General features: G+C 71.1%; 21 protein-coding genes and 1 tRNA gene. 12 read left to right on the forward strand and 10 right to left on the reverse strand.

What is annotated here, in order from left to right; translation table 11 throughout:
* Positions 1-2: 2 nt before the first annotated feature.
* Complete coding sequence (locus tag ACVHNB_RS28085; RefSeq protein ID WP_428955765.1) at positions 3-1,328, reverse strand: M20/M25/M40 family metallo-hydrolase; 1,326 nt, start codon at positions 1,326-1,328, stop codon at positions 3-5.
* A 197-nt stretch (positions 1,329-1,525) separates the two neighbouring features.
* Here ACVHNB_RS28085 and ACVHNB_RS28090 point away from each other — a divergent pair.
* Positions 1,526-1,610: transfer RNA gene (locus ACVHNB_RS28090), tRNA-Leu, on the forward strand.
* A 64-nt stretch (positions 1,611-1,674) separates the two neighbouring features.
* On the forward strand, positions 1,675-2,184 hold the full coding sequence (locus tag ACVHNB_RS28095; RefSeq protein ID WP_428955764.1) for a DUF3592 domain-containing protein: 510 nt from the start codon (positions 1,675-1,677) through the stop codon (positions 2,182-2,184).
* Between the two features lie 59 nt (positions 2,185-2,243).
* On the opposite strand, the gene ACVHNB_RS28100 is transcribed toward ACVHNB_RS28095, so the two are convergent.
* The 8 genes from ACVHNB_RS28100 to tkt all read right to left on the reverse strand — a co-directional run bounded on the left by ACVHNB_RS28100 (position 2,244) and on the right by tkt (position 13,177).
* Positions 2,244-3,950, reverse strand: coding sequence for a fibronectin type III domain-containing protein (locus ACVHNB_RS28100; RefSeq protein ID WP_428955763.1), 1,707 nt, complete (start codon positions 3,948-3,950; stop codon positions 2,244-2,246).
* Positions 3,951-4,142: 192 nt separating this feature from the next.
* A complete protein-coding gene (locus tag ACVHNB_RS28105) occupies positions 4,143-4,742 on the reverse strand; it encodes a histidine phosphatase family protein (protein WP_428955762.1) in 600 nt (199 codons plus the stop codon).
* Positions 4,743-4,802: 60 nt separating this feature from the next.
* Positions 4,803-5,681, reverse strand: a complete 879-nt coding sequence (gnd, locus tag ACVHNB_RS28110; RefSeq protein ID WP_428955761.1) for a phosphogluconate dehydrogenase (NAD(+)-dependent, decarboxylating) — start codon at positions 5,679-5,681, stop codon at positions 4,803-4,805.
* Positions 5,682-5,687: 6 nt separating this feature from the next.
* The gene (gene pgi, locus ACVHNB_RS28115) at positions 5,688-7,346 is read right to left on the reverse strand and encodes a glucose-6-phosphate isomerase (RefSeq protein ID WP_456226174.1); all 1,659 of its coding nucleotides are present in this window, start codon (positions 7,344-7,346) and stop codon (positions 5,688-5,690) included.
* Positions 7,339-8,376 carry a glucose-6-phosphate dehydrogenase assembly protein OpcA gene (gene opcA, locus ACVHNB_RS28120; RefSeq protein WP_428955759.1) on the reverse strand — a complete coding sequence of 346 codons (1,038 nt, stop codon included), beginning with the start codon at positions 8,374-8,376 and terminating at the stop codon, positions 7,339-7,341. The genes pgi and opcA overlap by 8 nt, the downstream gene beginning before the upstream one ends.
* Positions 8,373-9,905 carry a glucose-6-phosphate dehydrogenase gene (gene zwf, locus ACVHNB_RS28125; RefSeq protein ID WP_456226175.1) on the reverse strand — a complete coding sequence of 511 codons (1,533 nt, stop codon included), beginning with the start codon at positions 9,903-9,905 and terminating at the stop codon, positions 8,373-8,375. The genes opcA and zwf overlap by 4 nt, the downstream gene beginning before the upstream one ends.
* On the reverse strand, positions 9,902-11,038 hold the full coding sequence (tal, locus tag ACVHNB_RS28130; protein WP_428955757.1) for a transaldolase: 1,137 nt from the start codon (positions 11,036-11,038) through the stop codon (positions 9,902-9,904). Before tal ends, zwf begins: the two co-directional genes overlap by 4 nt.
* A 42-nt stretch (positions 11,039-11,080) precedes the next feature.
* The gene (tkt, locus tag ACVHNB_RS28135; protein ID WP_428955756.1) at positions 11,081-13,177 is read right to left on the reverse strand and encodes a transketolase; all 2,097 of its coding nucleotides are present in this window, start codon (positions 13,175-13,177) and stop codon (positions 11,081-11,083) included.
* Positions 13,178-13,371: 194 nt separating this feature from the next.
* Between tkt and ACVHNB_RS28140 the strand changes: the two genes are divergently transcribed.
* The 8 genes from ACVHNB_RS28140 (at position 13,372) to ACVHNB_RS28175 (ending at position 23,380) form a co-directional block, all read left to right on the forward strand.
* Positions 13,372-14,298 carry a helix-turn-helix transcriptional regulator gene (locus ACVHNB_RS28140; RefSeq protein ID WP_428955755.1) on the forward strand — a complete coding sequence of 309 codons (927 nt, stop codon included), beginning with the start codon at positions 13,372-13,374 and terminating at the stop codon, positions 14,296-14,298.
* Positions 14,299-14,466: 168 nt separating this feature from the next.
* Positions 14,467-15,759 carry an ABC transporter substrate-binding protein gene (locus tag ACVHNB_RS28145; protein ID WP_456226176.1) on the forward strand — a complete coding sequence of 431 codons (1,293 nt, stop codon included), beginning with the start codon at positions 14,467-14,469 and terminating at the stop codon, positions 15,757-15,759.
* Positions 15,760-15,802: 43 nt separating this feature from the next.
* Positions 15,803-16,741, forward strand: a complete 939-nt coding sequence (locus tag ACVHNB_RS28150) for a carbohydrate ABC transporter permease (RefSeq protein WP_456226177.1) — start codon at positions 15,803-15,805, stop codon at positions 16,739-16,741.
* A gap of 15 nt (positions 16,742-16,756) precedes the next feature.
* Positions 16,757-17,614, forward strand: coding sequence for a carbohydrate ABC transporter permease (locus tag ACVHNB_RS28155; RefSeq protein WP_428955752.1), 858 nt, complete (start codon positions 16,757-16,759; stop codon positions 17,612-17,614).
* Positions 17,611-18,663, forward strand: a complete 1,053-nt coding sequence (locus ACVHNB_RS28160; protein ID WP_428955751.1) for a LacI family DNA-binding transcriptional regulator — start codon at positions 17,611-17,613, stop codon at positions 18,661-18,663. The genes ACVHNB_RS28155 and ACVHNB_RS28160 overlap by 4 nt, the downstream gene beginning before the upstream one ends.
* Positions 18,664-18,698: 35 nt before the next feature.
* Positions 18,699-20,633, forward strand: coding sequence for a glycoside hydrolase 5 family protein (locus ACVHNB_RS28165; RefSeq protein WP_456226178.1), 1,935 nt, complete (start codon positions 18,699-18,701; stop codon positions 20,631-20,633).
* Positions 20,630-22,963 carry a glycoside hydrolase family 3 N-terminal domain-containing protein gene (locus ACVHNB_RS28170; protein ID WP_456226179.1) on the forward strand — a complete coding sequence of 778 codons (2,334 nt, stop codon included), beginning with the start codon at positions 20,630-20,632 and terminating at the stop codon, positions 22,961-22,963. Before ACVHNB_RS28165 ends, ACVHNB_RS28170 begins: the two co-directional genes overlap by 4 nt.
* Before the next feature lie 9 nt (positions 22,964-22,972).
* Positions 22,973-23,380 carry a YchJ family protein gene (locus ACVHNB_RS28175; RefSeq protein ID WP_428955748.1) on the forward strand — a complete coding sequence of 136 codons (408 nt, stop codon included), beginning with the start codon at positions 22,973-22,975 and terminating at the stop codon, positions 23,378-23,380.
* 21 nt (positions 23,381-23,401) lie between these two features.
* Here ACVHNB_RS28175 and ACVHNB_RS28180 read toward each other — a convergent pair whose 3' ends face one another.
* A complete protein-coding gene (locus ACVHNB_RS28180) occupies positions 23,402-24,103 on the reverse strand; it encodes a FadR/GntR family transcriptional regulator (protein WP_428955747.1) in 702 nt (233 codons plus the stop codon).
* 130 nt (positions 24,104-24,233) lie between these two features.
* On the opposite strand from ACVHNB_RS28180, the gene ACVHNB_RS28185 reads away from it, so the two are divergent.
* On the forward strand, positions 24,234-24,746 hold the full coding sequence (locus ACVHNB_RS28185) for a gluconokinase (RefSeq protein WP_428955746.1): 513 nt from the start codon (positions 24,234-24,236) through the stop codon (positions 24,744-24,746).
* A 78-nt stretch (positions 24,747-24,824) separates the two neighbouring features.
* Positions 24,825-26,231 (forward strand): GntT/GntP/DsdX family permease, encoded by a 1,407-nt coding sequence (locus tag ACVHNB_RS28190; RefSeq protein WP_428955745.1) that lies wholly within the window; start codon positions 24,825-24,827, stop codon positions 26,229-26,231.
* Positions 26,232-26,248 lie beyond the last annotated feature (17 nt).

Below are 26,248 nucleotides of genomic sequence, written 5' to 3' on the forward strand. Positions count from 1 at the left end.
CCTCACGACGCGTCGATGAACCGGTCGAGCACCCGGACACCGAACTTGAGGCCGTCGACCGGGACCCGCTCGTCCACGCCGTGGAACATGCCCGCGAAGTCCAGCTCGGGCGGCAGCTGCAGCGGCGCGAAGCCGAAGTTGCGGATGCCCAGCTCCACGAAGGACTTGGCGTCGGTGCCGCCGGAGAGCATGTAGGGGATGGCCTTGCCGATCGGGTCCTCGGCGGCGATCGAGGACTGCATGGCCGCGACGAGCGCCCCGTCGAAGGTGGTCTCGACGGCCTTGTCCGCGTGCACGTCCTCGCGCTTGACGAGGGGGCCGAGGATGCGGTCGAGGTCGGCGAGGAACTCCTCCTCGTGGCCGGGCAGGTACCGTCCGTCGACGTGCGCGGTGGCCTCGCCGGGGATGACGTTGACCTTGTAACCGGCGCCCAGCTGCGTGGGGTTGGCGGTGTTGCTGAGCGTGGCGCCGATCAGCTTGGCGATGCCGCCGAGCCGGACGAGGGTCGACTCCATGTCCTCGGGGTCGAGCTCGGTGCCGAGCGCGTCGCCGAGCTCGTCGAGGAAGGCGCGGGTGGTCTTGGTGACGCGCACGGGGAACTTGTGGCGGCCGAGCCGGGCGACGGCCTCGGACAGTTCGGTGATCGCGTTGTCCCGGTGGATCATCGAGCCGTGCCCGGCGGTGCCGGCCACGGTGAGCTTCATCCAGTGCATGCCCTTCTCTGCGGTCTGGACGAGGTAGAGCCGGCGCTGCTCGTTCACGGTGAACGAGAAGCCGCCGACCTCGCTGATCGCCTCGGTGACGCCCTCGAAGAGCTCCGGGTGGTGGTCGACGAGGTGGTGGGCGCCGAACGTGCCGCCGGCCTCCTCGTCGGCGAGGAAGGCCAGGACGATGTCGCGCGGGGGCTTGCGGCCGGTGCGCAGCCGGTCGCGGACGACCGCGAGGGTCATCGCGTCCATGTCCTTCATGTCGACGGCGCCGCGGCCCCACACGCACCCGTCGGCGACCTCGCCGGAGAAGGGGTGGTGGGTCCAGTCGGCCGCGTTGGCCGGGACGACGTCGGTGTGGCCGTGGATGAGCAGCGCGGGCCGCGTCGGGTCCTCGCCCTCGATGCGGGCGACCGTGGAGGCGCGGCCGGGGTGGGACTCGAAGATCTTCGGTTCGAGACCGACCTCGGCGAGCTTCTCCGCGACGTACTCGGCGGCCTTGCGTTCGCCGGGACCCGAGTGGTCGCCGTAGTTGCTGGTGTCGATCTGGATCAGCTCACGGCAGAGGTCGACGACCTCGTCCTGTCCGGAGACGGCCCTGCCCGTGCTCGACTCGCTCACGCTTGTTCCTCTCTCCCTGTGGATCCCTCCCATCCTCTCTCTCCTGGTGCCCGCGCCCAAGGCCGGGCCGCCCTCGTCACGTGCCGTTCACAGGCCGGTCGGGCCGGTCGGGTGGCGTGATCGGACCACCTGGAAACCCTGGTAATGTTCTCTGTGTCGCCGCGGGAAACACCCCGCAAAAAGGCGGCAGACACCTTGTCCGGGTGGCGGAATGGCAGACGCGCTAGCTTGAGGTGCTAGTGCCCTTTATCGGGCGTGGGGGTTCAAGTCCCCCCTCGGACACAGCGAAAGACCCCAGTCCATCTGGGGTCTTTTTGTTTTACCGGCGGTCGGTGAGAGGGAAGTTGTGCGGTTTCAGCGCGGTGGGCGGGACGCCCGCTGGTGGATCACCTTCGGCGGGATCGCGTTCGGGGCCCTGTTCCTGGCGATCGGTCTGGTGCTGGGCGGAATGTCGGTCTCGCTGGCGGTGAGCGGGAAGCACGCCGAGGGCACGGTGGTGCACATGGAGTGGAGCTCCGGCACGAGCAGCGGTTCGTCCCGCAAGAGCCGGGGCAGCGGGCCGTCCGCGCACCCGGTGGTCCTGTTCACCCCGGCCGGCGGCGAGTCGGTGACCTTCCGCAGTTCGGCGGGCTCCAATCCGCCGGCGTACGACGTGGGCGACCGGGTCGATGTGCTGTACCGGGCCGATGACCCCGAGGACGCGCAGATCGACGGCTTCCTCTCGATGTGGCTCCTGCCGCTGATCTTCAGCGGGATCGGCCTGGTGATCCTGGCGATCGCGACGGCCTTCGCGGTGGCGCGGCGCAGGCGGTCGCGGGTCGCGGGCGCGCCGCCGGTGGCTCTCACGAAGGCGTAGCGACACACGCACCAGACCCCCCGGCCGTCCGGCCGGGGGGTCTGGTGTTTGCGGGTCGGTCAGCCGGTGAAGCCGGCCGTGATCTTCGTGAACTGCCAGGTGTCCTGGCTGATGCCGGAGCAGTTCTCGGCGACGCCGCCGCCCGCGCACGGCCGGTCGCGGTTGACCGACCAGAAGGCGAGGCGGGCGATGTGCTTGCTGTTCGCCCAGTCCTTGATCTGGGTCCAGATGGCGGGCGTGGTGGTCTCCTGCTGGTCGCTGAGGCCGTTCATCCCGGAGATGCCGAGGTGGGCGTAGGCGGTGGCGTCGTCCCAGCCGAAGACCGACTTGAGCTTGGTCTTCAGGCCCTCGGCGGCGTTCACGGTGTTGCCGTACATGTCGCTGCCGCCGCCGAAGTCGAACGGCATGATCGTGAAGACGTCGATGTCCGCGTTCAGGGCCTTGGCCTGCTCGATGAGGCGGTTGCCGTAGTACGTCGGGCCGGTGGTCGACGTGCCGAAGGTGAGGATCGTGCGCAGGCCGGGGTTGTTGGCCTTGACGATCTTCAGGGCGTTCAGGATGCGGTCCTGCACGGCGGTGTTCTCGAACTCGTCGGTGTTCTCGATGTCGACGTCGATCGCCTTGAGGCCGTACGCGTCGATGACCTTCTGGTACGCGCCCGCGAGCGCTTCCGGTGTCGAGCAGTTGGGGCCGAGCTTGTTGCCGCTCCAGCCGCCGATGGACGGGACGATGTCGCCGCCCGCGGACCGGACGGCGTTGATCGCGGTCTGGTCCTGGCCGCCGGTGAGCGGGCGCTGGCCGTCCCAGGCCGGGTTGCAGCCGCCGGAGGAGAGGATGAAGGCCATCGTGAACCACTTGACTCCGGTGGCGTTCATGACGGTGGTGGGGCTCGGCGGGTCTCCCCAGCCGGTGTAGAGGTACGGCGCGGCCTGTTTGAAGCCGGTGCCGCCGCCGGAGCCCGCGCTCGTGGTGACGGAGACGGCGTTGGAGGCGGCCGAGCTGTTGCCCGCCGCGTCGTGGGCCTTGACCGTGAAGCTGTACGCGGTGGACGCGGCCAGGCCGGAGACGGTGGCCGACGTGCCGGAGACCGTGAGGAGCTTGTTGCTGCCGCCGGAGTAGATGTCGTAGCCGGTGACCCCGACGTTGTCGCTCGCCGCGCTCCAGGACAGGGAGACGCTGGAGGACGTCTTGCCGGTGGAGGTGAGGCCGGTCGGGGCGGTCGGGGCCTGGGTGTCCGAGCCGCCCCCGCCGCCGGGTCCGTCGAGGCTGATGTCGTCGGCGTAGTAGGTGCCCTGCCCGTACCAGCCCTGCGTGTAGATCCTGACGCTGGTCTGGGCGGCGCCGGTGGTGAACTTGACCGTCAACTGGCTGTACGTGGACGGGGACTGGGTCCAGGTGGAGGCGCCGCCGTCGACGCCGAGGTAGACGTAGCTGCCGCGCAGCGAGCCGGAGAGGGTGTACGCGGTGTTGGGCTGGACGGCGACGGTCTGGCCGCACTTGGCGTTGTCGCTCGCACTCGCCGCGCCCGCAAGGGCCTTGGTGCCGCCGTGGACGGGGGTGGAGACCACGGAGCCGAGGTTGCCGGAGCAGGTCCAGGGGCCGAGGGAGCCGGACTCGAAGCCGGGGTTGGACAGGACGTTGGCCGCCTGGGCGGTGCCGGGCAGGGCGACGGCACCGGCGAGGGCGAGGGCGGCGGCGCCGAGGAGGGCCAGGAAGCGGGGTCTGACGGAGGGTCTGGTGCGGCGTTGCGTTCGGTGTGGGGACACGCGAACTCCCGGTGCTCTGAGGGGACTTGGGGACGAGCGCGAACCGTGCAGTTCCTGTGGCCCTCATAAGTTGGTATGGACCAATGCGGTTGTCAAGGTGGTCCGCCGGATTGCGGGGCCGCCCACCCCGCCTGCGTCCGGTTCGTCCCCGGGGCCGACCGTACGGCCGTGTGCCGTACGGTCGGCCTCGCGTCAGGACGCGGGTCGTACGTTCCAGGCCGCGACGACCGGCCGGCCGTGCTCGGTGGAGAGCCGGCTGACCGTGCCGGTGGCGAGCTGGAACAACCGGCCGTCGGCCGGGGCGAGCCCCAGCCGACGGGCGGTGACGACGCGCAGGAAGTGCGCGTGCGCGACGAGGACGACGTCCCCGTCGTCGGCCGCGAGGGCCGCGTCCACCCGGGACAGGACGCGGTCGGCCCGCGCCCCGGCCTCGGCCGGGGACTCCCCCGGGTGCCCCTCGGGGCCGGGCGGCACACCGTCCGTCCACAGGTCCCAGGTGGGCCGGGTGCTGTGGATCTCGCGGGTGGTGATGCCTTCGTACGCCCCGTAGTCCCACTCGTGCAGATCGGGGTCGGGCTCGGCCCCGGCCAGGCCCGCCAGATCGGCGGTGCGGACCGCGCGGTCCAGCGGGCTGGTGAGGACGCGTGCGAAGGGCCGGCCGGCGAAGAACGGGGCCAGGGACTTGGCCTGTTCCTCGCCGTGCCGGGTGAGGGGCTTGTCCGTCCAGCTGGTGTGCTGTCCGGACAGGCTCCACTCGGTCTCGCCGTGGCGGACCAGCAGGAGGTCACCCATGGCGACATCCCCCCTCAACTTGCCTTTATATGTGGCTGCTTGGTGCCGTTGTGTGTGGGGCTACTTGGCGGACTCGACCGCGTGGCCGCCGAACTGGTTGCGCAGCGCGGCGATCATCTTCATCTGCGGCGAGTCGTCCTGGCGGGACGCGAAGCGGGCGAAGAGCGAAGCGGTGATCGCGGGCAGCGGCACCGCGTGGTCGATGGCCGCCTCGACGGTCCAGCGGCCCTCGCCGGAGTCGGCGGCGAAGCCGCGCAGCTTGGCCAGGTGCTCGTCGTCGTCGAGGGCGTTGACCGCCAGGTCGAGCAGCCAGGAGCGGATGACCGTGCCCTCCTGCCAGGAGCGGAAGACCTCGCGCACGTCGGTCACCGAGTCGGCGGCCTCGAGCAGCTCCCAGCCCTCGGCGTAGGCCTGCATCATGGCGTACTCGATGCCGTTGTGGACCATCTTGGAGAAGTGGCCCGCGCCGACCTTGCCCGCGTGGACGTAGCCGAAGTCGCCCTCGGGCTTGAGGGCGTCGAAGACCGGCTTGACCTTGGCGACGTTCTCGTCGGAGCCGCCGACCATGAGGGCGTAGCCGTTCTGCAGGCCCCACACGCCGCCGGAGACGCCGGCGTCGACGAAGCCGATGCCCTTCACGCCCAGCTCGGCGGCGTGCTTCTCGTCGTCCGTCCAGCGGGAGTTGCCGCCGTCGACGACGATGTCGCCCTCGGAGAGCAGGTCCTTCAGCTCGTCGACGGTGGACTGGGTGGCGGCGCCCGCGGGGACCATCACCCAGACCACGCGCGGGCCTTCGAGCTTCTCGACGAGTTCGGCGAGCGACGCGACGTCCGAGACCTCGGGGTTGCGGTCGTAGCCGATGACGGTGTGGCCCGCGCGGCGGATGCGCTCGCGCATGTTGCCGCCCATCTTGCCGAGGCCAATAAGTCCGAGCTGCATGTCAGTTCACTTACCTTCAGTGGTACGGCCGCGCAGGGCGCGGTAGGTGGAGACCAGGGACTGGGTGGAGGCGTCGAGGCCGGGGACCTCCGCGCCCTCCGTGAGGGCGGGCTCGACGCGCTTGGCGAGGACCTTGCCGAGTTCGACGCCCCACTGGTCGAAGGAGTCGATGTTCCAGACCGCGCCCTGGACGAAGACCTTCTGCTCGTAGAGGGCGATGAGCTGGCCGAGGACCGACGGGGTCAGTTCCTTCGCCAGGATCGTGGTGGTCGGGTGGTTGCCCTTGAACGTCTTGTGCGGCACCAGCTCCTCGGCCACCCCCTCCGCGCGCACCTCGTCGGGCGTCTTGCCGAAGGCGAGCGCCTGGCCCTGGGCGAACAGGTTGGCCATCAACAGGTCGTGCTGGCCGGCGAGTTCACCGAGCTCCTCGACCGGCTTCGCGAATCCGATGAGGTCCGCCGGGATCAGCTTCGTGCCCTGGTGGATCAGCTGGTAGTAGGCGTGCTGGCCGTTGGTGCCGGGCGTGCCCCACACCACCGGTCCGGTCTGCCACTCCACGGGGCGGCCCTCGCGGTCCACGGACTTGCCGTTGGACTCCATGTCGAGCTGCTGGAGGTACGCGGTGAACTTGGACAGGTAGTGCGAGTACGGCAGGACCGCGTGCGACTGGGCGCCGTGGAAGTTGCCGTACCAGATGCCCAGCAGGCCGAGCAGCAGCGGCGCGTTGGCCTCGGCCGGCGCCGTGCGGAAGTGCTCGTCGACCAGGTGGAAGCCGTCGAGCAGCTCGCGGAACGCGTCCGGGCCGATCGCGATCATCAGGGACAGGCCGATGGCCGAGTCGAAGGAGTAGCGGCCGCCGACCCAGTCCCAGAACTCGAACATGTTGGCCGTGTCGATGCCGAAGTCGGAGACCTTCTCGGCGTTCGTCGACAGGGCGACGAAGTGCTTGGCGACGGCGGCGTCGTCACCGAGGGACGCCAGCAGCCAGGACCGGGCGGCCTTGGCGTTGGTGATCGTCTCGATGGTGGTGAAGGTCTTCGACGCGATGATGAAGAGCGTCTCGGCCGGGTCGAGGTCGCGGACGGCCTCGTGCAGGTCGGCGCCGTCGACGTTCGACACGAAGCGGAACGTCAGGTCCCGTGCGGTGTACGGGCGCAGGGCCTCGTACGCCATCGCGGGACCCAGGTCGGAGCCGCCGATGCCGACGTTCACGACGTTCTTGATGCGCTTACCGGTGTGGCCGGTCCACTCGCCGGAGCGGACCTTGCTGGCGAACGCGGCCATCTTGTCGAGCACCGCGTGCACCCCGGGCACCACGTTCTCGCCGTCGACCTCGATCACGGCGTCGGCCGGGGCGCGCAGCGCCGTGTGCAGCACGGCGCGGTCCTCGGTCGTGTTGATCTTCTCGCCGCGGAACATGGCGTCGCGCTGCCCGAACACGTCGGTGGCGGTGGCCAGTTCCTGGAGGAGGGCGAGCGTCTCGTCCGTGACCAGGTGCTTGGAGTAGTCGATGTGCAGGTCGCCGACCTGGACGCGGTAGCGCTCGGCGCGCGCCGGGTCGGTGGCGAACAGGTCGCGCAGGTGCGTGCCGTTGAACTTGGCGCGGTGGTCCTCCAGGGCGGTCCACTGCGGGCGGCGCGTCAGGAGGGGGGTGGTGTCAGGCATGGTGAACGGACTCCTTGGAAGCCTTGGTGGCCTTCGTCGCCTTCGTGTCCTTCGTGTCCTCGGAGGAGGCCTTCGCGTCCTCGGAGGAGGCCTTCGCGTCCTTCGGGCCGGAGGCGCCCGTGGCGTCCCCGTGCAGCGCGACGGCGTACATCTCGTCGGCGTCGAGGCGGCGGAGCTCCTCGGCGATCAGCTCGGCGGTGGAGCGGACCTTCAGGGCGAGGGTGCGCTCCGGCTGACCGGGCAGGGACAGGGTGGCGAGGGGGCCGTCGGGGCGGTCGATGCGGATCTCGCCGTTCGGCGTGCCGAGGCGGACCGCGGTGACGACGGGGCCGGCCGTGGTGACCCGCTCGACCTGGACGCCGAGCCGGGTGCCGAGCCAGCGCGCGAGCAGTTCGGCGCTGGGGTTCTCGGCCTCGGACTCGACGGCCGCGGAGACGATGTCGGCGCGGGCCTGGTCGAGGGCGGCGGCCAGCATGGAGCGCCACGGCGTGAGCCGGGTCCAGGCCAGGTCGGTGTCGCCCGGCGCGTAGGACTTGGCGCGGTCGGTGAGCGCGGCGATCGGGTCCTCGACGGCGTACGCGTCGGTGATGCGGCGGGCGGCGAGCGCGCCGAGCGGGTCCCCCGCGGGCACCTCGGGCGCGTCGACCGGCCACCACACGACGACCGGGGCGTCGGGCAGCAGCAGCGGCAGCACGACGGAGTCGGCGTGCTTGCTGACCTCGCCGTACAGCCGCAGGATCACGGTCTCGCCGGTGCCGGCGTCGGAGCCGACCCGGACCTCCGCGTCGAGGCGGTTGCCCTGCCGGTCGCGCGGCGAGCGCGCGGTGCGCTTGATGACGACGAGGGTGCGCGACGGGTGCTCGCGGGACGCCTCCTGGGCGGCCTTCGTCGCGTCGTACGCGTTCTCCTCGTCGGTGACGATGACCATCGTCAGGACCATGCCCACGGCGGGCGTCCCGATGGCCCGGCGCCCTTGCACGAGCGCTTTGTTGATCTTGCTTGCCGTGGTGTCGGTCAGGTCGATCTTCATGGCCTGCGCCAGCTCCGTCCGTCTCGTGCGAGCATCTCGTCCGCTTCCTTCGGCCCCCAGCTTCCCGAGGCGTACTGGGCGGGCCTGCCATGCTCGTCCCAGTTCTCCTCGATGGGGTCGAGGATGCGCCAGGACTCCTCCACCTCTTCCGTGCGCGGGAAGAGGTTGGCGTCGCCCAGCAGCACGTCCAGGATCAGGCGCTCGTACGCCTCCGGACTGGACTCCGTGAACGACTCGCCGTAAGCGAAGTCCATGGAGACGTCGCGGATCTCCATCGAGGTACCCGGGACCTTCGACCCGAAGCGTACGGTCATGCCCTCGTCGGGCTGGACGCGGATGACGACCGCGTTCTGGCCGAGTTCCTCGGTGGCGGTGGAGTCGAACGGGGAGTGCGGGGCGCGCTGGAAGACGACCGCGATCTCGGTGACGCGGCGGCCCAGGCGCTTGCCGGTGCGCAGGTAGAAGGGGACGCCCGCCCAGCGGCGGTTGTCGATCTCCAGCTTCACGGCGGCATAGGTGTCGGTCTTCGACCTGGGGTCGATGCCGTCTTCCTGGAGGTAGCCCTTGACCCGCTCGCCGCCCTGCCAGCCCTCGGCGTACTGCGCGCGGACCGTGGACGCGCCGAGGTCGGCGGGGAGCCGCACGGACTTGAGGACCTTGAGCTTCTCCGTCACGAGCGACTCGGCGTCGAACGCGGCCGGCTCCTCCATGGCCGTGAGGGCCATCAGCTGGAGCAGGTGGTTCTGGATGACGTCGCGGGCGGCGCCGATGCCGTCGTAGTAGCCGGCGCGGCCGCCGATGCCGATGTCCTCGGCCATCGTGATCTGCACGTGGTCGACGTACGACCGGTTCCAGATCGGCTCGTACATCTGGTTGGCGAAGCGGAGCGCCAGGATGTTCTGGACGGTCTCCTTGCCGAGGTAGTGGTCGATCCGGAAGACCTGCTCGGGCGCGAAGACGTCGTGGACGATCCGGTTGAGCTCCTTGGCCGACGTCATGTCGTGGCCGAAGGGCTTCTCGATGACGGCGCGCCGCCAGGAGCCCTCGGGGGCGTCGGCGAGGCCGTGCTTCTTGAGCTGCTGCACGACCTTCGGGAAGAATTTCGGCGGGACCGAGAGGTAGAAGGCGTAGTTGCCGCTCGTGCCGCGCTTCTCGTCCAGCTCGTCGACGGCGTCGCGCAGCTGCTTGAACGCGGTGTCGTCGTCGAAGTCGCCCGGGATGAAGCGCATGCCCTCGGCGAGCTGGGCCCAGACCTCCTCGCGGAAGGGCGTGCGGGCGTGCTCGCGCACCGAGTCGTGGACGACCTGCGCGAAGTCCTGGTCCTCCCACTCGCGGCGGGCGAACCCGAGGAGCGAGAAGCCCGGCGGGAGCAGACCGCGGTTGGCGAGGTCGTAGACGGCCGGCATCAGCTTCTTGCGGGACAGGTCGCCGGTGACGCCGAAGATGACGAGCCCGGAGGGGCCCGCGATGCGCGGCAGACGCCGGTCGCGGGGGTCCCTCAGCGGGTTCTGCCAGGCGGTGACGCTCACTTGGAGGCACCTTCCTTGCCGGCGAGGCGGTCGGCGACCGTGCCGAGCAGGTCGTTCCAGGAGATCTCGAACTTGGCGACGGCCTCGTCCTCGAGCTGCTGGACGACCTGGTCGTAGGAGATGCCGAGCATCTCGACGGCCGCGAGGTCGGTGCGGGCCTGGGCGTAGCCGCCGGTGATGGTGTCGCCGGTGATCTCGCCGTGGTCGGCGGTGGCGTTCAGGGTGCCTTCCGGCATGGTGTTGACGGTGCCGGGGGCGACCAGCTCGTCGACGTACAGGGTGTCCTTGTACGCGGGGTCCTTGACGCCGGTCGAGGCCCACAGCGGGCGCTGCTTGTGGGCGCCGGCGGCCTCCAGCTCGGTGGCCCGCCCGGTGGCGAAGACCTGCTCGTACGCCTCGTAGGCGAGACGGGCGTTGGCGAGCGCGGCCCGGCCCTTGAGGCCCTTGGCCTCGTCGGTACCGATCTTGTCGAGGCGCTTGTCGATCTCGGCGTCGACGCGCGAGACGAAGAAGGAGGCGACCGAGTGGATCGTGGAGAGGTCGATGCCGCGCCGGTGCGCCTTCTCCAGGCCCGCGAGGTAGGCGTCCATGACGGCCTTGTAGCGGTCGAGGGAGAAGATCAGCGTGACGTTGACGGAGATGCCGAGGCCGATGACCTCGGTGATGGCCGGCAGGCCCGCCTTCGTCGCCGGGATCTTGATCATGACGTTCGGGCGGTCGACGAGCCAGGCGAGCTGCTTGGCCTCGGCGATCGTGGCCGCGGTCTCGTGGGCCAGGCGCGGGTCGACCTCGATGGAGACGCGGCCGTCGCGGCCCTGCGTCGCGTCGAACACGGGGCGCAGGATGTCGGCGGCGGCGCGGACGTCGGCCGTCGTCATCATGCGGACGGCCTCGTCGACGGTGACCTCGCGGACGGCCAGGTCGGCGAGCTGGTCCTCGTAGCCCTCGCCGGAGCCGATGGCGGCCTGGAAGATCGAGGGGTTCGTGGTGACGCCCACGACGTGGCTGTTCTCGATGAGCCCGGCGAGGTTGCCGGACTCGATGCGCTTGCGGGACAGGTCGTCCAGCCAGATGGAAACGCCTTCGTCGGAGAGGGACTTCAGGGCCGACGGGGAGGAGGCGGCGTTGCTCATGTTCTTCTTCATCTTCTTTCTGGCGTACTTACTGCGTACTGATCAAGCGCGGGCGGCGGCCAGGGATTCCCGGGCCTGGGCGGCGACGTTCTCGGCGGTGAAGCCGAACTCGCGGAAGAGGACATCGGCGTCCGCGGAGGCGCCGAAGTGCTCCAGGGAGACGATGCGGCCGGCGTCCCCGACGAAGCGGTACCAGGTCAGGCCGATGCCGGCCTCGACGGCGACGCGGGCCTTGACGGCGGGCGGCAGGACGCTGTCGCGGTACTCCTTCGGCTGCTCCTCGAACCACTCGACGGACGGCATCGACACGACGCGGGTGGCGACGCCCTCGGCCTCCAGCGCCTCGCGCGCGGCGACGGCGAGCTGCACCTCGGAACCGGTGGCGATCAGGATGACGTCCGGGGTCTCCTTCGAGGCCTCGGCGAGCACGTAACCGCCCTTCGCGGCCAGCTCGTTGGCCTCGTAGGTGGGCAGGCCCTGACGGGAGAGCGCGAGGCCGTGCGGGGCCGGCTTGACCGAGCCGCGGCGCAGGATCTCGCGCCAGGCAATGACGGTCTCGTTGGCGTCGGCCGGGCGGACCACGTTGAGGCCGGGGATGGCGCGCAGGGAGGCGAGGTGCTCGACCGGCTGGTGCGTCGGGCCGTCCTCGCCGAGACCGACGGAGTCGTGGGTCCAGACGTAGGTGACGGGCAGCTGCATCAGCGCGGACATGCGGACCGCGTTGCGCATGTAGTCGGAGAAGACCAGGAACGTGCCGCCGTAGATACGGGTGTTGCCGTGCAGCGCGATGCCGTTCATCTCCGCGGCCATCGAGAACTCGCGGATGCCGAAGTGGACGGTGCGGCCGTAGGGGTCGGCCTCCGGCAGCGGGTTGCCCTTCGGCAGGAAGGACGACGTCTTGTCGATGGTGGTGTTGTTCGAGCCGGCGAGGTCGGCGGAGCCGCCCCACAGCTCGGGGATGACCGGGCCGAGCGCCTGCAGGACCTTGCCGGACGCGGCGCGCGTGGCGATCTTCGTGCCGGTCTCGAAGGCGGGCAGCGCCTGCTCCCAGCCCTCGGGCAGCCGGCCGGCGACGATCCGGTCGAGCAGCTTCGAGCGCTCGGGGTTGTCGGTGCGCCAGGCGCCGAGCTGCTTGTCCCAGGCGGCGTGCGCCTCGGCGCCGCGGTCCAGGGCCTTGCGGCTGTGGGCGACGACCTCGTCCTCGACGATGAAGGTCTGCTCGGGGTCGAAGCCGAGGACGCGCTTGGTGGCCGCGATCTCGTCGGCGCCCAGCGCGGAGCCGTGGGAGCCCTCGGTGTTCTGCTTGGTCGGGGCGGGCCAGGCGATGATCGTGCGCATCGCGATGATGGACGGGCGCTCCGTCTCGGCCTTGGCGGCGGCGAGGGCCTCGTACAGGGCCTTCACGTCGACGTCGCCGTCGGCCTGCGGCGTGATGCGCTGGACGTGCCAGCCGTAGGCCTCGTAGCGCCCCAGCACGTCCTCGGAGAAGGCGGTCGCGGTGTCGCCCTCGATGGAGATGTGGTTGTCGTCGTAGACGAAGACGAGGTTGCCGAGCTTCTGGTGGCCGGCGAGCGAGGAGGCCTCGGCGGAGACGCCCTCCTCCAGGTCGCCGTCGGAGACGATCGCCCAGATGGTGTGGTCGAAGGGGCTGGCGCCCTCGGGGGCCTCGGGGTCGAACAGACCGCGCTCGTAGCGGGCGGCCATCGCCATGCCGACGGCGTTGGCGACGCCCTGGCCGAGCGGTCCGGTGGTGGTCTCGACGCCCGCGGTGTGGCCGTACTCGGGGTGGCCCGGCGTCTTCGAACCCTGCGTCCGGAACGCCTTCAGGTCGTCGAGCTCCAGCTCGTAGCCGGCCAGGAAGAGCTGCGTGTAGAGGGTGAGGCTGGTGTGGCCGGGCGAGAGGACGAAGCGGTCGCGGCCCGTCCACTCCGGGTCGGCCGGGTCGTGCCGCATGGCCTTCTGGAAGATCGTGTACGCGGCGGGGGCCAGGCTCATGGCCGTGCCGGGGTGCCCGTTGCCGACCTGCTGCACGGCATCGGCCGCCAGGAGGCGGGCGGTGTCGACGGCACGCTGGTCGAGTTCGGACCACTCGAAGGGGCCCGCGAAGGGGTCGAGGCCGTCCGGTGTCTGCGTGCTCATCTGTATGACTTCCTTCGCATCCGTGGTGCTCTTGCTGTGCCGAAGGGCACTGCCCGTCCAGGGCTAAAGTCCCTGGTCGAACCACCTACGACGTTAAAGGTCATACTTTTCGCTCGGTAGGTGCCCCCGTGCCAGCGTTCGGTGAAAATGGGACACGGGACGCAAGCGAAGTCGGTAGAGGTCGAGGAAAACGGATGTCGGAGCAGAGCGCCGCGCAGACGAGCGCACATCTGGGAGCACTCCCCGCGGATCGAGCGCACATCCGCACCTACCCCTTCGACCCGAGCGCGAGCGTCTCCGGCGTCGGGATGCAGGTCGGCCCGATGGGCACCGAGGGACCTTGGGCCGGCGGTGTGGGACTTTCGCGGCGCGTGCACCGCATCGACTTCCACGTCCTGCTGTTCTTCCGCGAGGGGCCGGTCCGTCACATGATCGACTTCACGGAGCACGAGGTGGCCGCCGGGGACATCCTGTGGATCCGGCCGGGCCAGGTGCACGGCTTCTCGACGACCGAGCCGTACGTCGGCACGGCCCTCACGATGCAGCCCGGCTTCCTGCCCCGCGCCATCGTCGAGGCGACCGGCATGTACCGCTACGACCGGCCGCCGCTGCTCCGCCCCGACGCGCCCCAACTCGCCGCTTTGGAAGCCTCGTTGGAGCAGTTGCAGCGCGAGTACCTGGACACCTCGACCCTGCCGCTGAGCCTGCACACGTCGGTGCTGCGGCACTCGCTGACGGCCTTCATGCTGCGCGTGGCACATGTGTCGGCGCAGGCGGCGGCCGACAGCTGCGAGCCGCAGCCGGACACCACGTTCACCCGGTTCCGCACGGCGGTCGAGCAGGGCTTCACCACGAACCACAGCGTCAGCGCGTACGCCGACGAGCTCGGCTACTCGCGCCGCACTCTGGTCCGCGCCGTACGGGCGGCGACCGGACAGACCCCGAAGGCCTTCATCGACCGGCGCGTGATCCTGGAGGCGAAGCGGCTGCTCGCCCACACGGAGCTGCCGGTGGGACGGATCGGGGCCGCGGTCGGCTTCGGCGACTCGGCCAACTTCTCCAAGTTCTTCCAGCAGCACACGGGGGCGACCCCGGCCGCCTTCCGGGCCGAGCAGGTCTGAGCCGCACCCGCACCGCACCTCCCCGCAACCCCCCGTTTCAGCATGCGCAACGGGGGGTTGACCGTTCCCCCGGCGCCTCGTACGGTGCTCGCACCCCCGCAGGTATATCGATTAACCATTCATGACTCTCCTGGCTTCCCCGGCCCTCATGGTTGGAGACATACCGCTGTGCCCTCGACACTGAGTCGGCGCGGTTTCCTCGCCGCCGGTGGCGCGCTCGCCACCGCCTCCGCCCTGCCCGCACTGTCCGGCTGCTCCTCCCTCGCCGCGGCCGACGACGATCCCGACACGCTCGTGGTGCACAGCCAGCTCGGCACCACCGCCCCCGGATCGCCCACCTACCTCTCGGCGCTGGACCGGTTCCGCAAGGAGAACCCGGGCCTCACGGTCCGCAACCTCGTGAACGGCGACGACCTCGCGCAGGTCTACGAGACCTCACGGCTGGCCCGCAAGGAGCCGGACGTCGTGATGGTCAACCTGTACGACAAGACCCTGGCCTGGACGGACGTCGGCGCCACTGTCGATGTCAAGGGGCACCTCGACGACTGGGGCCTGCGCGAGCGCGTGCTGCCCGTCGCCCTGGACGCCTGGACGGACGGCAAGGGCCGGCTGCGCGCCTTCCCGTACTTCGCGACGAACTGGCCGATCGCCTTCAACCGGGCCCTGCTCGACAAGGCGGGCGTCGACCGGATCCCCGTCACCGGCGACGAACTCATCGCCGCCGCGGGGAAGCTGCGCAAGAAGGGCATCGCGCCCGTGACGACCGGCGGCAACGACTGGACCGGGCAGAAGCTGCTCGCGCAGATCATCCAGACGTTCCTCAGCGAGGACGAGGCGCGGCACGTCTACGAGACGGGTGACTTCAGCGGAAGCCGCGGGGCACGCCGGGGCATCGACTACTTCGTCGAGCTGCGGGACGCCGGGGTCTTCGCCGACAAGGCGCAGGGCCTGACGTCGGACACGATGACGACGCAGTTCAACACGCAGGCCGCGGCGATGCAGTCGGCGATGTCGTCGGCGCTCGCGAAGGTGCCGGAGGCGGTGGCGCGCCACACGGACGTGGGCGGCTGGCCGCTGGCGCCGGGCGCGGCGCACGACAAGCCGACGATCCTGCGCACGTACACCCTGATCGGCTTCTGGATCAGCCCGAACGGCACGAAGAAGATCGACGCGGTCGAGAAGTTCCTGAAGTTCTTCTACCGCGAGGACACGGTGGCCCGGTTCATCAAGGAGTCCGGGCGCGACATGGCGCTGCGCTCGGACGCGGTGAGCACGGACTTCCCGCTGGTCGCCGCGGCGCAGCGGCTCGGTTCCGACGTGGGTCAGGTGCTGCTGCCCGACCTGTTCGTGCCGCCGGCCGCGACACAGCCGCTGATCACCGCGACGAGTACGTCGTTCACCCGTGGCACGAGTGCGGCCAAGGTCCGTTCGGTGCTCGAAGCCGCCTACCGCGGCGCCTGACCGCCCGCCCCCTCATCTCTTCTCTCGCGTAAGGGAGTTGCTCATGACGACGCTGACGTCGACAGCGGGCGAGGCCGCGGTCCGCCGCCCCAGCCCGCCTTCCTCGGCCCCCGGCAGGCGCCCGCGCCGGCAGGGCGGCACGATCCTCGCGCTGCCCGCACTCGTCTGGTACCTGGTGTTCATGGTCGGCCCGCTGGTCGCCATCTTCGTCGTGGCGGCGCTGCACTGGCCGGGCATGCTGCAGCCGGTGTCGTTCGCCGGGCTGGACAACGTGCGCACGGTCTTCGACGACCCGGTGTTCTGGGACGCGGTGAGCAACACCGCGATCCAGCTCGTCGTCGCCATCCCGGTGATGGTGGTGTGCGCGTACATGCTGGGCTATTACGTGGCGCAGAAGCCGCCCGGGCATCGCGTGATCCGCTATCTCCTCTTCGTCCCGGGGCTGATCTCGACTCCGGCGAAGGCGATGGTCTTCTACGCCGCCCTCTCCCCCGACGGGCTGGTGAACGGGGGTCTGGAGGCGGTCGGGCTCGGGTCGCTCGCCGACGCGTGGCTGGCCTCGCCGTCGACGGCGCTGGCGTGTCTGATCGCGCTCGACATCTGGGCCGGGATCGGCTTCACGGCGGTGCTGTTCGCGGCGCGGCTCGGCAGTGTGCCGGACGAGCTGGGCGAGGCGGCGCAGCTGGACGGGGCCGGGCACTGGCGGACCATGTGGCGCGTCCACTTCCCGGTGATCCGGGACTACGTGGGCGTGGTGACGATGCTGCAGTTCCTGTGGACGCTGTTCGGCTCGGCGCAGCACGTGCTGCTGCTGACGCAGGGCGGGCCCGGGAGTTCGTCGACGACGCTGTCGTTCCTCGTCTACCAGAAGGCGTTCATCGCGGCGGACCTCGGCTACAGCCAGACCGTGGGTGTCCTTCTCTTCCTCGTCGGCCTCGTCGGACTGCTCGCCATCCGGCGTGCGTTCCGCCAGAACTACTGATCGGAGCCGTACGCCATGAAGTCTGCCGTGAGCTCTTCGAAGCGTTCGAGGTTCGGCCGGTCCTGGCTGCCCGCGCACATCCTGGTGTGGCTGTACGCGGTGCTGCTGGTCATCCCGCTGTACTACTTCATCGCCTCGGCGTTCAAGACGAACGACGAGATCTTCGCGCATCCCTTCGCGCTGCCGTCGTCGTACGGGTTCGGGAACTTCACCACCGCCTTCGAGAGCGCGGACCTGGGGCTCGCGGTCGTCAACTCGGCGCTGGTGACGGTTTTCTCACTGGTCCTGACCCTGGCGCTGGCGATCCCGGCGGCGTTCGCGCTGGCCCGCTCGACGGGGCGGCTCGCGTCGGCGGTGGAGAAGGTGTTCTCGCTGGGCTTCCTGATCCCGACGTTCGCGGCGCTGTTCCCGACGTTCCTGCTGGCGGCGGCCACCGGTCTGTTCCACACGCGGACGTTCATGGTGCTGTTCCTGCCGGCGACGGCGATGCCGCTGTCGGTGGTGATCCTGGTGCAGTTCATGCGGACGATCCCGAAGGAGATGGAGGAGGCGGCCCGGCTGGACGGCGCGTCCACGTTCGCGGTCCTGCGGCACGTCTACACGCCGATGTGCCTGCCCGGCATCGCGACGGTGCTGCTGCTCAACTTCCTGACGTTCTGGAACGAGTACCTGTACTCCCTCGTCATCATCGGTCCCGACCCCGCGCAGCGCACGGTCCAGGTGGCGCTGCCCACGCTGAAGGCCATCACCGGCACGGACTACGGCGTGCTGACCGCCGGCACCGTCCTCACGCTCGTCCCGGTCTGGGTGGTCTATACGGTGCTGCAGAAGCGGATGCAGCAGGCACTGGTCAGTGGGGCGGTGAAGATGTGAGCGGGACCCGAGCGACGAAGAAGGCCGGTCGTCCGACCATCAAGGCGGTGGCGGCCGCGGCGGGCGTGTCGACGGCGGCGGTGTCGCAGGCGTTCAACGACAAGGGGCGGCTGGCCGAGGCGACGCGGCAGCGGATCCTCGACGCGGCCCTGGAGCTGGGCTGGTCGCCGAGCGCGTCGGCGACGGCGCTGCGCAGCGCCCGCACGCGCACGCTCGCGCTGGTGGTGCGCAGGCCCACCGACGTGCTGGGCGCGGACCCGCACTTCAGTGAGCTGATCACCGGCATAGAGGGCGAGTTGGCGCCGCGCGGCTACGGTCTGCTGCTGCATCTGGTCGCCGATGTCGCGGAGGAGGGCGCGCTGTACGAGCGGCTCGCCGCCGAGAAGCGGGTGGACGGGGCGGTGCTGACGGACGCCCGCGCCGACGATCCGCGTCCGGCGCTGCTGACCCGCCTCGGCCTGCCCGCCGTGCTGCTCGGCGCGCCGAACCCGGAGTCGGACGTGCCGGTCGTCGGGCTCGGCAACCAGGGCGCGGGTGTGCACGAAGTCGTCGACCATCTGCGGGAGTTGGGACACACGCGGATCGCGTACGTGGCCGGTCCCGCGGAGCTCCAGCACACCCGGCTGCGCCTCGCGGTCTTCGAGGAGACCCTGGAGACGGCCGGGCTCGCGCCCGCCGCCGTGCGGCACACCGACTTCTCGGAAGCCGCGGCCGTGGCCGCGACCCGGGAACTGCTCGCCGCCGACGCGCGGCCCACCGCCATCGTCTACGCCAACGACTCGATGGCCGTGTGCGGCATCGGCACCGCCCAGCGGGCGGGCCTGCGCGTACCGGAGGACCTGTCCGTCGTCGGCTACGACAACCTGCCGCTCGGCCGCTGGCTGCACCCGCGACTGACCACCGTCGACCAGCAGGTGCAGCGGGTCGGCGCGGCCGCCGCCCGCACGCTGCTCGCCCGGTGCGGTGAGGACCTGCCCGCGGCGCGGCTCGACGACCGGCCACGCCTGGTCGTCCGCGAGTCGACCGGACCCGTGACAACAGACGTCTAGCATCCCGCACTTCAGCAACGGAGACCCGTACCACCATGCGACGCCACAGCGCCCATCTGACCCACGACGCCGCCGTCCTGCCCTGGCTCGGTGCCAACTACTGGTCCCGCACGGGCGGGCCCCTGATGTGGCGCGACTACGACCCGAAGGTGGTGCGCGAGGAGCTGGAGGTGCTGCGCGAGCACGGGCTGAACATGACCCGCTCGTTCTTCTACTGGCCGGACTTCCACCCCGAACCGCACCGGATCGACGAGGAGCTCTGCGAGAGGTTCCGCGACTTCCTGGACGCCCACCGGGAGTCGGGGATGGGCACGGTGCCGACGTTCATCGTGGGGCACATGTCCGGCGAGAACTGGGATCCGGCCTGGCGGGGCGGCCGGGATCTGTACGAGGACGTGTGGATGGTGGGCCGGCAGGCCTGGTTCGCGTCCCAGATGACGCGCCGCTTCAAGGACCACCCGGCCGTCACCGGCTGGCTCATCACGAACGAGATGCCCGGCTACGGCCGCATCTACCAGGTGGACCCGCCCGGCAGCGATGTCGTGACGGCGTGGGCGCAGGCGATGTGCAACGCGGTGCGCGCGGCCGGCGCCACGCAGCCCGTGTCGCTGGGGGACGGCGCGTGGGGCATCGAGGTGACGGGCCGCGACAACGGCTTCTCGCTGCGCGACACCGCCGAGTACGTCGACTTCGTCGGCCCGCACGTCTACCGCTCGGACACGGACCGGGCGCGCCAGCACTACCGGGCGGCGTTCGAGTGCGAGCTGGCCGCGGTGACCGGGCAGCCGGTGGTCCTGGAGGAGTTCGGCCTGTCGACGGACACGGTGTCCGCCGAGAACGCGGGCGTGTACTACCGGCAGACCCTGCACAATTCGCTGCTCGGCGGCGCGACGGGCTGGATCGCCTGGAACAACACGGACTACGACGACCTGTGGGACCGGTCCCCGTACGACCACCACCCCTTCGAGATGCACTTCGGCATCACGGACTCCACCGGCGCGCCGAAGGCTCCGCTGCGTGAACTCGCCTCATTCTCAGAGGTGTTGAAGGGCGTCGACTTCGCGCGGTGCCGTCGCGCGGACGCGGGCGCGGCGCTGGTCGTGCCCGCGTTCCTGGAGCGCGGCTACCCCTACAGCCGCCCGGCGGACCGCCCGCTGATCTTCACGTCGCTGCATCAGGGGTACGTGGCCGCGCGCGCCGCCGATCTGCCGGTGGGCCTGACCCGCGAGGCGGACGGCATCGCGGAGGACGTGGAGCTGTATCTCCTGCCCGCGACCCGGCAGTTGACGACGCGGACGCGGCGGACGCTGCAGCGCCGGGCGGACGAGGGCGCGACGGTCTACCTGTCGTTCTGCTCGGGCGAGCACCCGGGCACCCGTGGCCCCTGGTTCGACGACCTGGACAGCCTGTTCGGCGTGGAGATGCAGCTGTCGTACGGCGTCGCGGAGCCGATCGAGGACGAGGTCCTGGAGATGACGTTCCAGGAGGACTTCGGCGGCATCCGCGCGGGCGAGACGCTGCGTTTCCCGGTCGCGGGCAACGAGGACAGCCGCGCCTACCTGCCCGTCGTGCCGCGCGGCGCCCGGGTCGTCGCGGTGGACGCGCACGGCCGTCCGGCGCTGCTGTGCCACGAGACGGGCCGCGGCCGCACGGTCCTCGCCACCTACCCGCTGGAGCACATGGCCGCCCGCACGGCCCGGGTCAACCCGGAGCAGACGCACCGGCTGTACGCGGCGCTCGCCGAACTGGCCGGTGCCAAGCGGGCGGTGACCGTGGACGATCCGTTCGTCGGGGCCGATGTGCTGGTGCACGAGGACGGGCGGCGGTTCGTCTGGCTGGTCAGCCAGGCCGAGGACGAGGTCACGGTGCGCCCGGCGGCGGAGGGGACGCTGCACGCCCTGGACTCCGGGGAGCCGGTCGGCGACGTGACCCTGCCCGCGTTCGGCGTCCGCGTCCTGGAACTGCGGTGAGCGAGCCGCTGTACCGCGATCCGGCGGCGCCCGTGCCCGACCGGGTGCGGGACCTGCTGGGCCGGATGACGCTCCCGGAGAAGGTCGGGCAGGTCAACCAGCGCCTGTACGGCTGGCACGCGTACGAGCGGACGGCCGCGGGCGGGTTCCGGCTGACCGACGCCTTCCGCGCCGAGGTCGCGGCGTACGACGGGATGGGCGCCCTGTACGGGTTGCAGCGCGCCGACCCGTGGTCGGGCGTGACGTTCGCCGACGGGATCACGGCGGCGGACGCGGCCGCCGTCGCCGACGCGGCGCAGCGGCACGTGGTGGAGGGGACCCGGCTCGGCATCCCGGTACTGATGGCCGAGGAGGTGCCGCACGGGCACCAGGCGCTCGACGGCACGGTGCTGCCGGTGAATCTGGCGGTCGGCGCGAGCTGGGACCCGGACCTGTACGAGGCGGCGGCGAGCGCCGTCGCCACCGAACTCCGCGCGCGCGGCGGTCACTTGGCGCTGGTCTCCGCGCTCGACCTGGTGCGCGACCCGCGCTGGGGCCGGGCCGAGGAGTGCTTCGGCGAGGATCCCTACCTGGCCGCCCGGTTCACCGAGGCGCTGGTGCGCGGGATGCACGCCCAGGGCGTCGGCGTGGTGCTCAAGCACTTCGCGGGCCAGGGCGCGACGGTCGGCGGGCGGAACAGCGCGGCGACCGAGCTGGGCCCGCGCGAGCTGCACGAGATCCATCTGGCGGCGGCCCGGGCGGGGGTGCGGGCCGGGGCGGCCGGGGTGATGGCGGCGTACAACGAGTTCGACGGCCTGCCGTGTGCGGCCAACCCGTACCTGCTGACCGGACTCCTGCGGGAGCGTTGGGAGTTCGACGGGATCGTGATGGCGGACGGGTGCGCGCTCGACCGGCTGGCGCGGCTCGCGGGCGATCCGGTGGCGGCGGGGGCGATGGCGCTCGCGGCGGGGACCGATCTGAGCCTGTGGGACTCGGCGTTCCCGCGGCTCGGGGAGGCCGTGGAGCGCGGGCTCGTCGGCGAGGGGGCGCTGGACGTGGCGGTGGGGCGGGTGCTCGCGCTGAAGTTCCGGCTCGGCCTGTTCGAGCAGCCGTACGTCGGCGACCGGGAACAGCCCGGTACTGCGCGGGAGTTGAGCGAGCGGATCGCCCGGGAGTCGGTCACGCTGCTCGACCACGACGGACGGACCCTGCCGCTCGGCCCCGACGTGCGCCGGATCGCCGTGCTCGGCCCGAACGCCGACTCGGTGCCGCAGCAGATCGGCGACTACACGGCGCCGCAGCGTCCCGGCACCGGGATCACCGTGCTCGACGGGATCCGCACCGCCGGCGGACCCGGCCGCGAGGTGACCTGGGCGCGCGGCTGCGAGCTGGTCGGCGGCGACCGGTCCGGGCTCGGCGGGGCGGTCGCCCTGGCCGCCGCGGCGGACGTGGCGGTGCTGGTCCTCGGCGGATCGAGCGCCCGCGAGGACGGCACCCGGTTCGAGGCGAACGGCGCGGCCGTCGTGTCGTCCGGCAACCCGGTCGGCATGACGTGCGGCGAGGGCGTGGACCTGGCCGATCTCGCGCTGCCCGAAGGACAGTTGGCCCTGCTCGACGCGGCCGCGGCGACGGGGACGCCGGTCGTGGCGGTCCTGGTGCAGGGACGGCCGCACGCGCTGCCCGATCTCTCCGGGCGGGCGGCGGCGCTGCTGTGCGCCTGGTACCCGGGTCCGTGGGGCGGCCGGGCGGTGGCCGATGTCCTGTTCGGCGCGGCGGCTCCGGCCGGCCGGCTCCCGGTGTCGGTGCCGCGCTCGGCGGCCCAGCTCCCCGTCTTCTACAACACCAAGGACCACGGCTACCGCGGCTATGTCGATCAGCCGGCGACCGCGCGGTACGCGTTCGGGCACGGCCTGTCGTACGGGACGGTCGGCTACGGCCCGCCCTGCCTGAGCCGGGCCGCCGTGTCCGTCGCCGACCCGCTGGTGACCTGCACGGTCACTGTCGAGAACACGGGCGGTGCGGCCGTGCGGGAGACCGTGCAGCTGTACGTGCGGCGCGTGTCGGGCGGCTCGTCGTGGCCGCGGGTGCGGGAGCTGCGCGGGTTCACTCAGGTCGCTCTCGCGCCGGGCGAGCGGCGGGACGTGACGTTCGAGGTGACCTCGGAGACGCTCGCGTCGGTCGGCCGCGACCTGGAACTCGTCGTGGAGCCGGGCGAGTTCTCCCTGGAGACCGGACCGGCGTCGGACCGCACCCAGGGGGTGTCGCTCACCGTGGCCGCCGGGGCCGGGCCGGGGGCCCGCATCACGGGGCCCAGCTCCGGACCCCGCTCCCCGACCGCCGGAGGGGCTTGATCGGGAACAATGGGGCGCATGGCTCGATCCACCGTTCCTCCCACCTGCCCTTGCGGGCTCCCCCGCCCCTACGCCGACTGCTGCGGCCGTTTCCACTCCGGCCAGGCGGCCGCACCCAGTGCCGAGGCCCTGATGCGCTCCCGGTACGCCGCCTTCACCCGCAGGGACGCCGCGTACCTGCTGCGCACCTGGCATCCGGACACCCGGCCGCCGGGCGTCGACTTCGACCCCGCTCTCACCTGGGCCGGTCTGGAGATCCTGGAGACCACCGAGGGCTCCGCGTTCCACCAGAAGGGCACCGTCACCTTCCGCGCCCGCTACAAGGACAGCGGCCGTGCGGGGTCGCTGCACGAGCGCAGCCGGTTCGTGCGGGTCGACGGCGCGTGGGTGTACGTCGACGGGGACTTCATCGAGTAGTACCCCGTCGCGCACGGCGGCTCAGGGCGCCAGGATGTCCAGCTCCTGCAGCGCCCCGGCCGCGATCTCCCGTGTGAGCGCCTCCGCGCGCTCCGCGTTCCCCTCCCGCACCGCCTCCGCGACCTGCACGTGCAGGGTGACCGCCGCCGGGTCCGGGTCCTCGAACATGACCTGGTGGTGGGTGCGGCCCGCGAGCACCTCCGCGACGAGGTCGCCGAGATGGGCGAACATCTCGTTGCCCGACGCGTTGAGGACGATCCGGTGGAACTCGATGTCGTGGACGAGGTACGCCTCCAGCTGCTGGCCGCGTGACGTGGCGACCATGCCGAGCGCGCACTCGGTGAGCGCGGCGCACTGCTCCGCAGACGCGTGCCGCGCGGCGAGCCCCGCGGCGACCGGCTCGACCGCCGAGCGCAGCACCGTGAGCGAGCGCAGCTGGCGGGGCCGGTCGGCCCCGGCCAGCCGCCAGCGGATGACCTGCGGGTCGTAGACGTTCCACTCCCCGGCGGGCCGCACGGTCACCCCGACGCGGCGCCGGGAGGCGACCAGGTGCATGGACTCCAGGACCCGCACCGCCTCGCGCATCACCGAGCGCGAGACCTCGTAGCGCTGCGCGAGTTCGTCGGTGCGCAACACGCTTCCCGCGGGGTACTCCCCCGCGGTGATCGCGGGACCGAGGCTGTCCAGTACGCGGGCGTGCAGCCCCCGGTCCTTCGTGGTCATGGGGCCAGCGTACGGTTCGGGCGCAGACAACAAAAAGTCTGACTTTTATGTCACAGGCTCTTGAATTAGTCAGACCTATTGGGTTTCAGTGACGTGACACAGCGATGTCGATGAAGACAGCGAGGCAGCGATGAGTACCCCCCACGTCGTCGTGGTCATGGGCGTGGCAGGCACCGGCAAGACAACGATCGGTCCCCTGCTCGCCGAGCGGCTCGGCGTTCCCTACGCCGAGGGCGACGACTTCCACCCCCCGGCCAACATCGCCAAGATGACGGCCGGCACGCCCCTCACGGACGAGGACCGCTGGCCGTGGCTGGACGCCATCGGCGAGTGGGCCCACGGCCGCGCCGGGCTCGGCGGGGTGGCCAGCAGCTCCGCGCTGAAGCGCAGTTACCGCGACCGGCTCCGGGCCGCCGCACCCGGCCTCGTCTTCGTCCACCTCACCGGTGACCGGGCGCTCATCGAGGACCGGATGTCCCACCGGCAGGGCCACTTCATGCCGACCGCGCTGCTCGACTCGCAGTTCGCCACGCTCCAGCCGCTCGCGGCGGACGAGGCGGGCGTCGACGTCGACGTGTCGGGTTCCCCGGACGAGATCGCGGACCGGGCCGTACGGGCCCTCGCCGCGCTCGACTCCGAGTAGCCCGCGGCACTCCCCTTTCCCCCCTTCCCTCCCTTTCTTCCCCTTCTCAGTCCCCCTCCACGTTCAAGGGATAAGACCGTGACCAGACTCAGCGTCGAGATGCTGGCAGCGGACGCCGTCGAGCCGATCACCTCCGCGGGCCACGCCCAGCTCGGGATCGCCGTCCTCGCGGGCATCGCCGTCATCGTCCTGCTCATCACGAAGTTCAAGCTCCACGCCTTCCTGGCCCTGACCGTCGGCTCGCTCGCGCTCGGCGCGTTCGCCGGGGCACCGCTGGACAAGGTGATCACCAGCTTCACCGCGGGGCTCGGCTCCACGGTGGCCGGTGTGGGTGTGCTGATCGCGCTCGGCGCGATCCTCGGCAAGCTGCTCGCCGACTCCGGCGGCGCCGACCAGATCGTCGACACGATCCTCGCCAAGGCGGGGAAGTCCGGCGGCAAGGCCATGCCCTGGGCGATGGTCCTGATCGCCTCCGTGATCGGCCTGCCGCTGTTCTTCGAGGTCGGCATCGTGCTGCTGATCCCCGTCGTCCTGATGGTCGCCAAGCGCGGCAACTACTCGCTGATGCGCATCGGCATCCCGGCCCTCGCCGGCCTGTCGGTCATGCACGGTCTGATCCCGCCGCACCCCGGCCCGCTCGTCGCGATCGACGCGGTCAAGGCCAACCTGGGCATCACGCTCGCGCTCGGCGTCCTCGTCGCCATCCCGACGGTGATCGTCGCCGGTCCGGTGTTCTCGAAGTTCGCCGCCAAGTGGGTGGACGTCCCCGCGCCCGAGAAGATGATCCCGGCGCGCGCCTCGGACGAGCTGGAGAACCGTCCCGGCTTCGGCGCCTCCGTCGCGACGATCCTGCTGCCCGTCGTGATGATGCTGTCCAAGGCTCTCGTCGACATCATCGTCGACGACCCCGAGCACACCGTCCAGCGGGTCTTCGACGTGATCGGCTCGCCGCTGATCGCGCTGCTCGCCGCCGTCATCGTGGGCATGTTCACCCTCGGCCGTCCGGCCGGCTTCACCAAGGGCAAGCTGCAGTCCACCACCGAGAAGTCGCTCGCCCCGATCGCGGGCGTGCTCCTCATCGTCGGCGCGGGCGGCGGCTTCAAGCAGACCCTGATCGACTCCGGCGTCGGCCAGATGGTCCTGGACATCTCCAAGGACTGGTCGATCCCGACGCTGCTGCTCGCCTGGCTGATCGCCGTGGTGATCCGCCTGGCCACCGGTTCGGCGACCGTCGCGACGGTCTCGGCCGCCGGTCTGGTCGCGCCGCTCGCGGCCGGGATGACCGACACGCACACGGCGCTCCTCGTCCTCGCGATCGGCGCGGGCTCGCTGTTCTTCAGCCATGTGAACGACGCGGGCTTCTGGCTGGTCAAGGAGTACTTCGGGCTCACGGTCGGGCAGACCGTGAAGACCTGGTCGGTCATGGAGACGATCATCTCCGTGGTCGCGGGAGCCCTGGTCCTGCTGCTGTCCGTGATCATCTAGGGCCACGGTCCCCGCGC

The sequence above is a fragment of the Streptomyces sp. YJ-C3 genome (genome assembly GCF_053891275.1).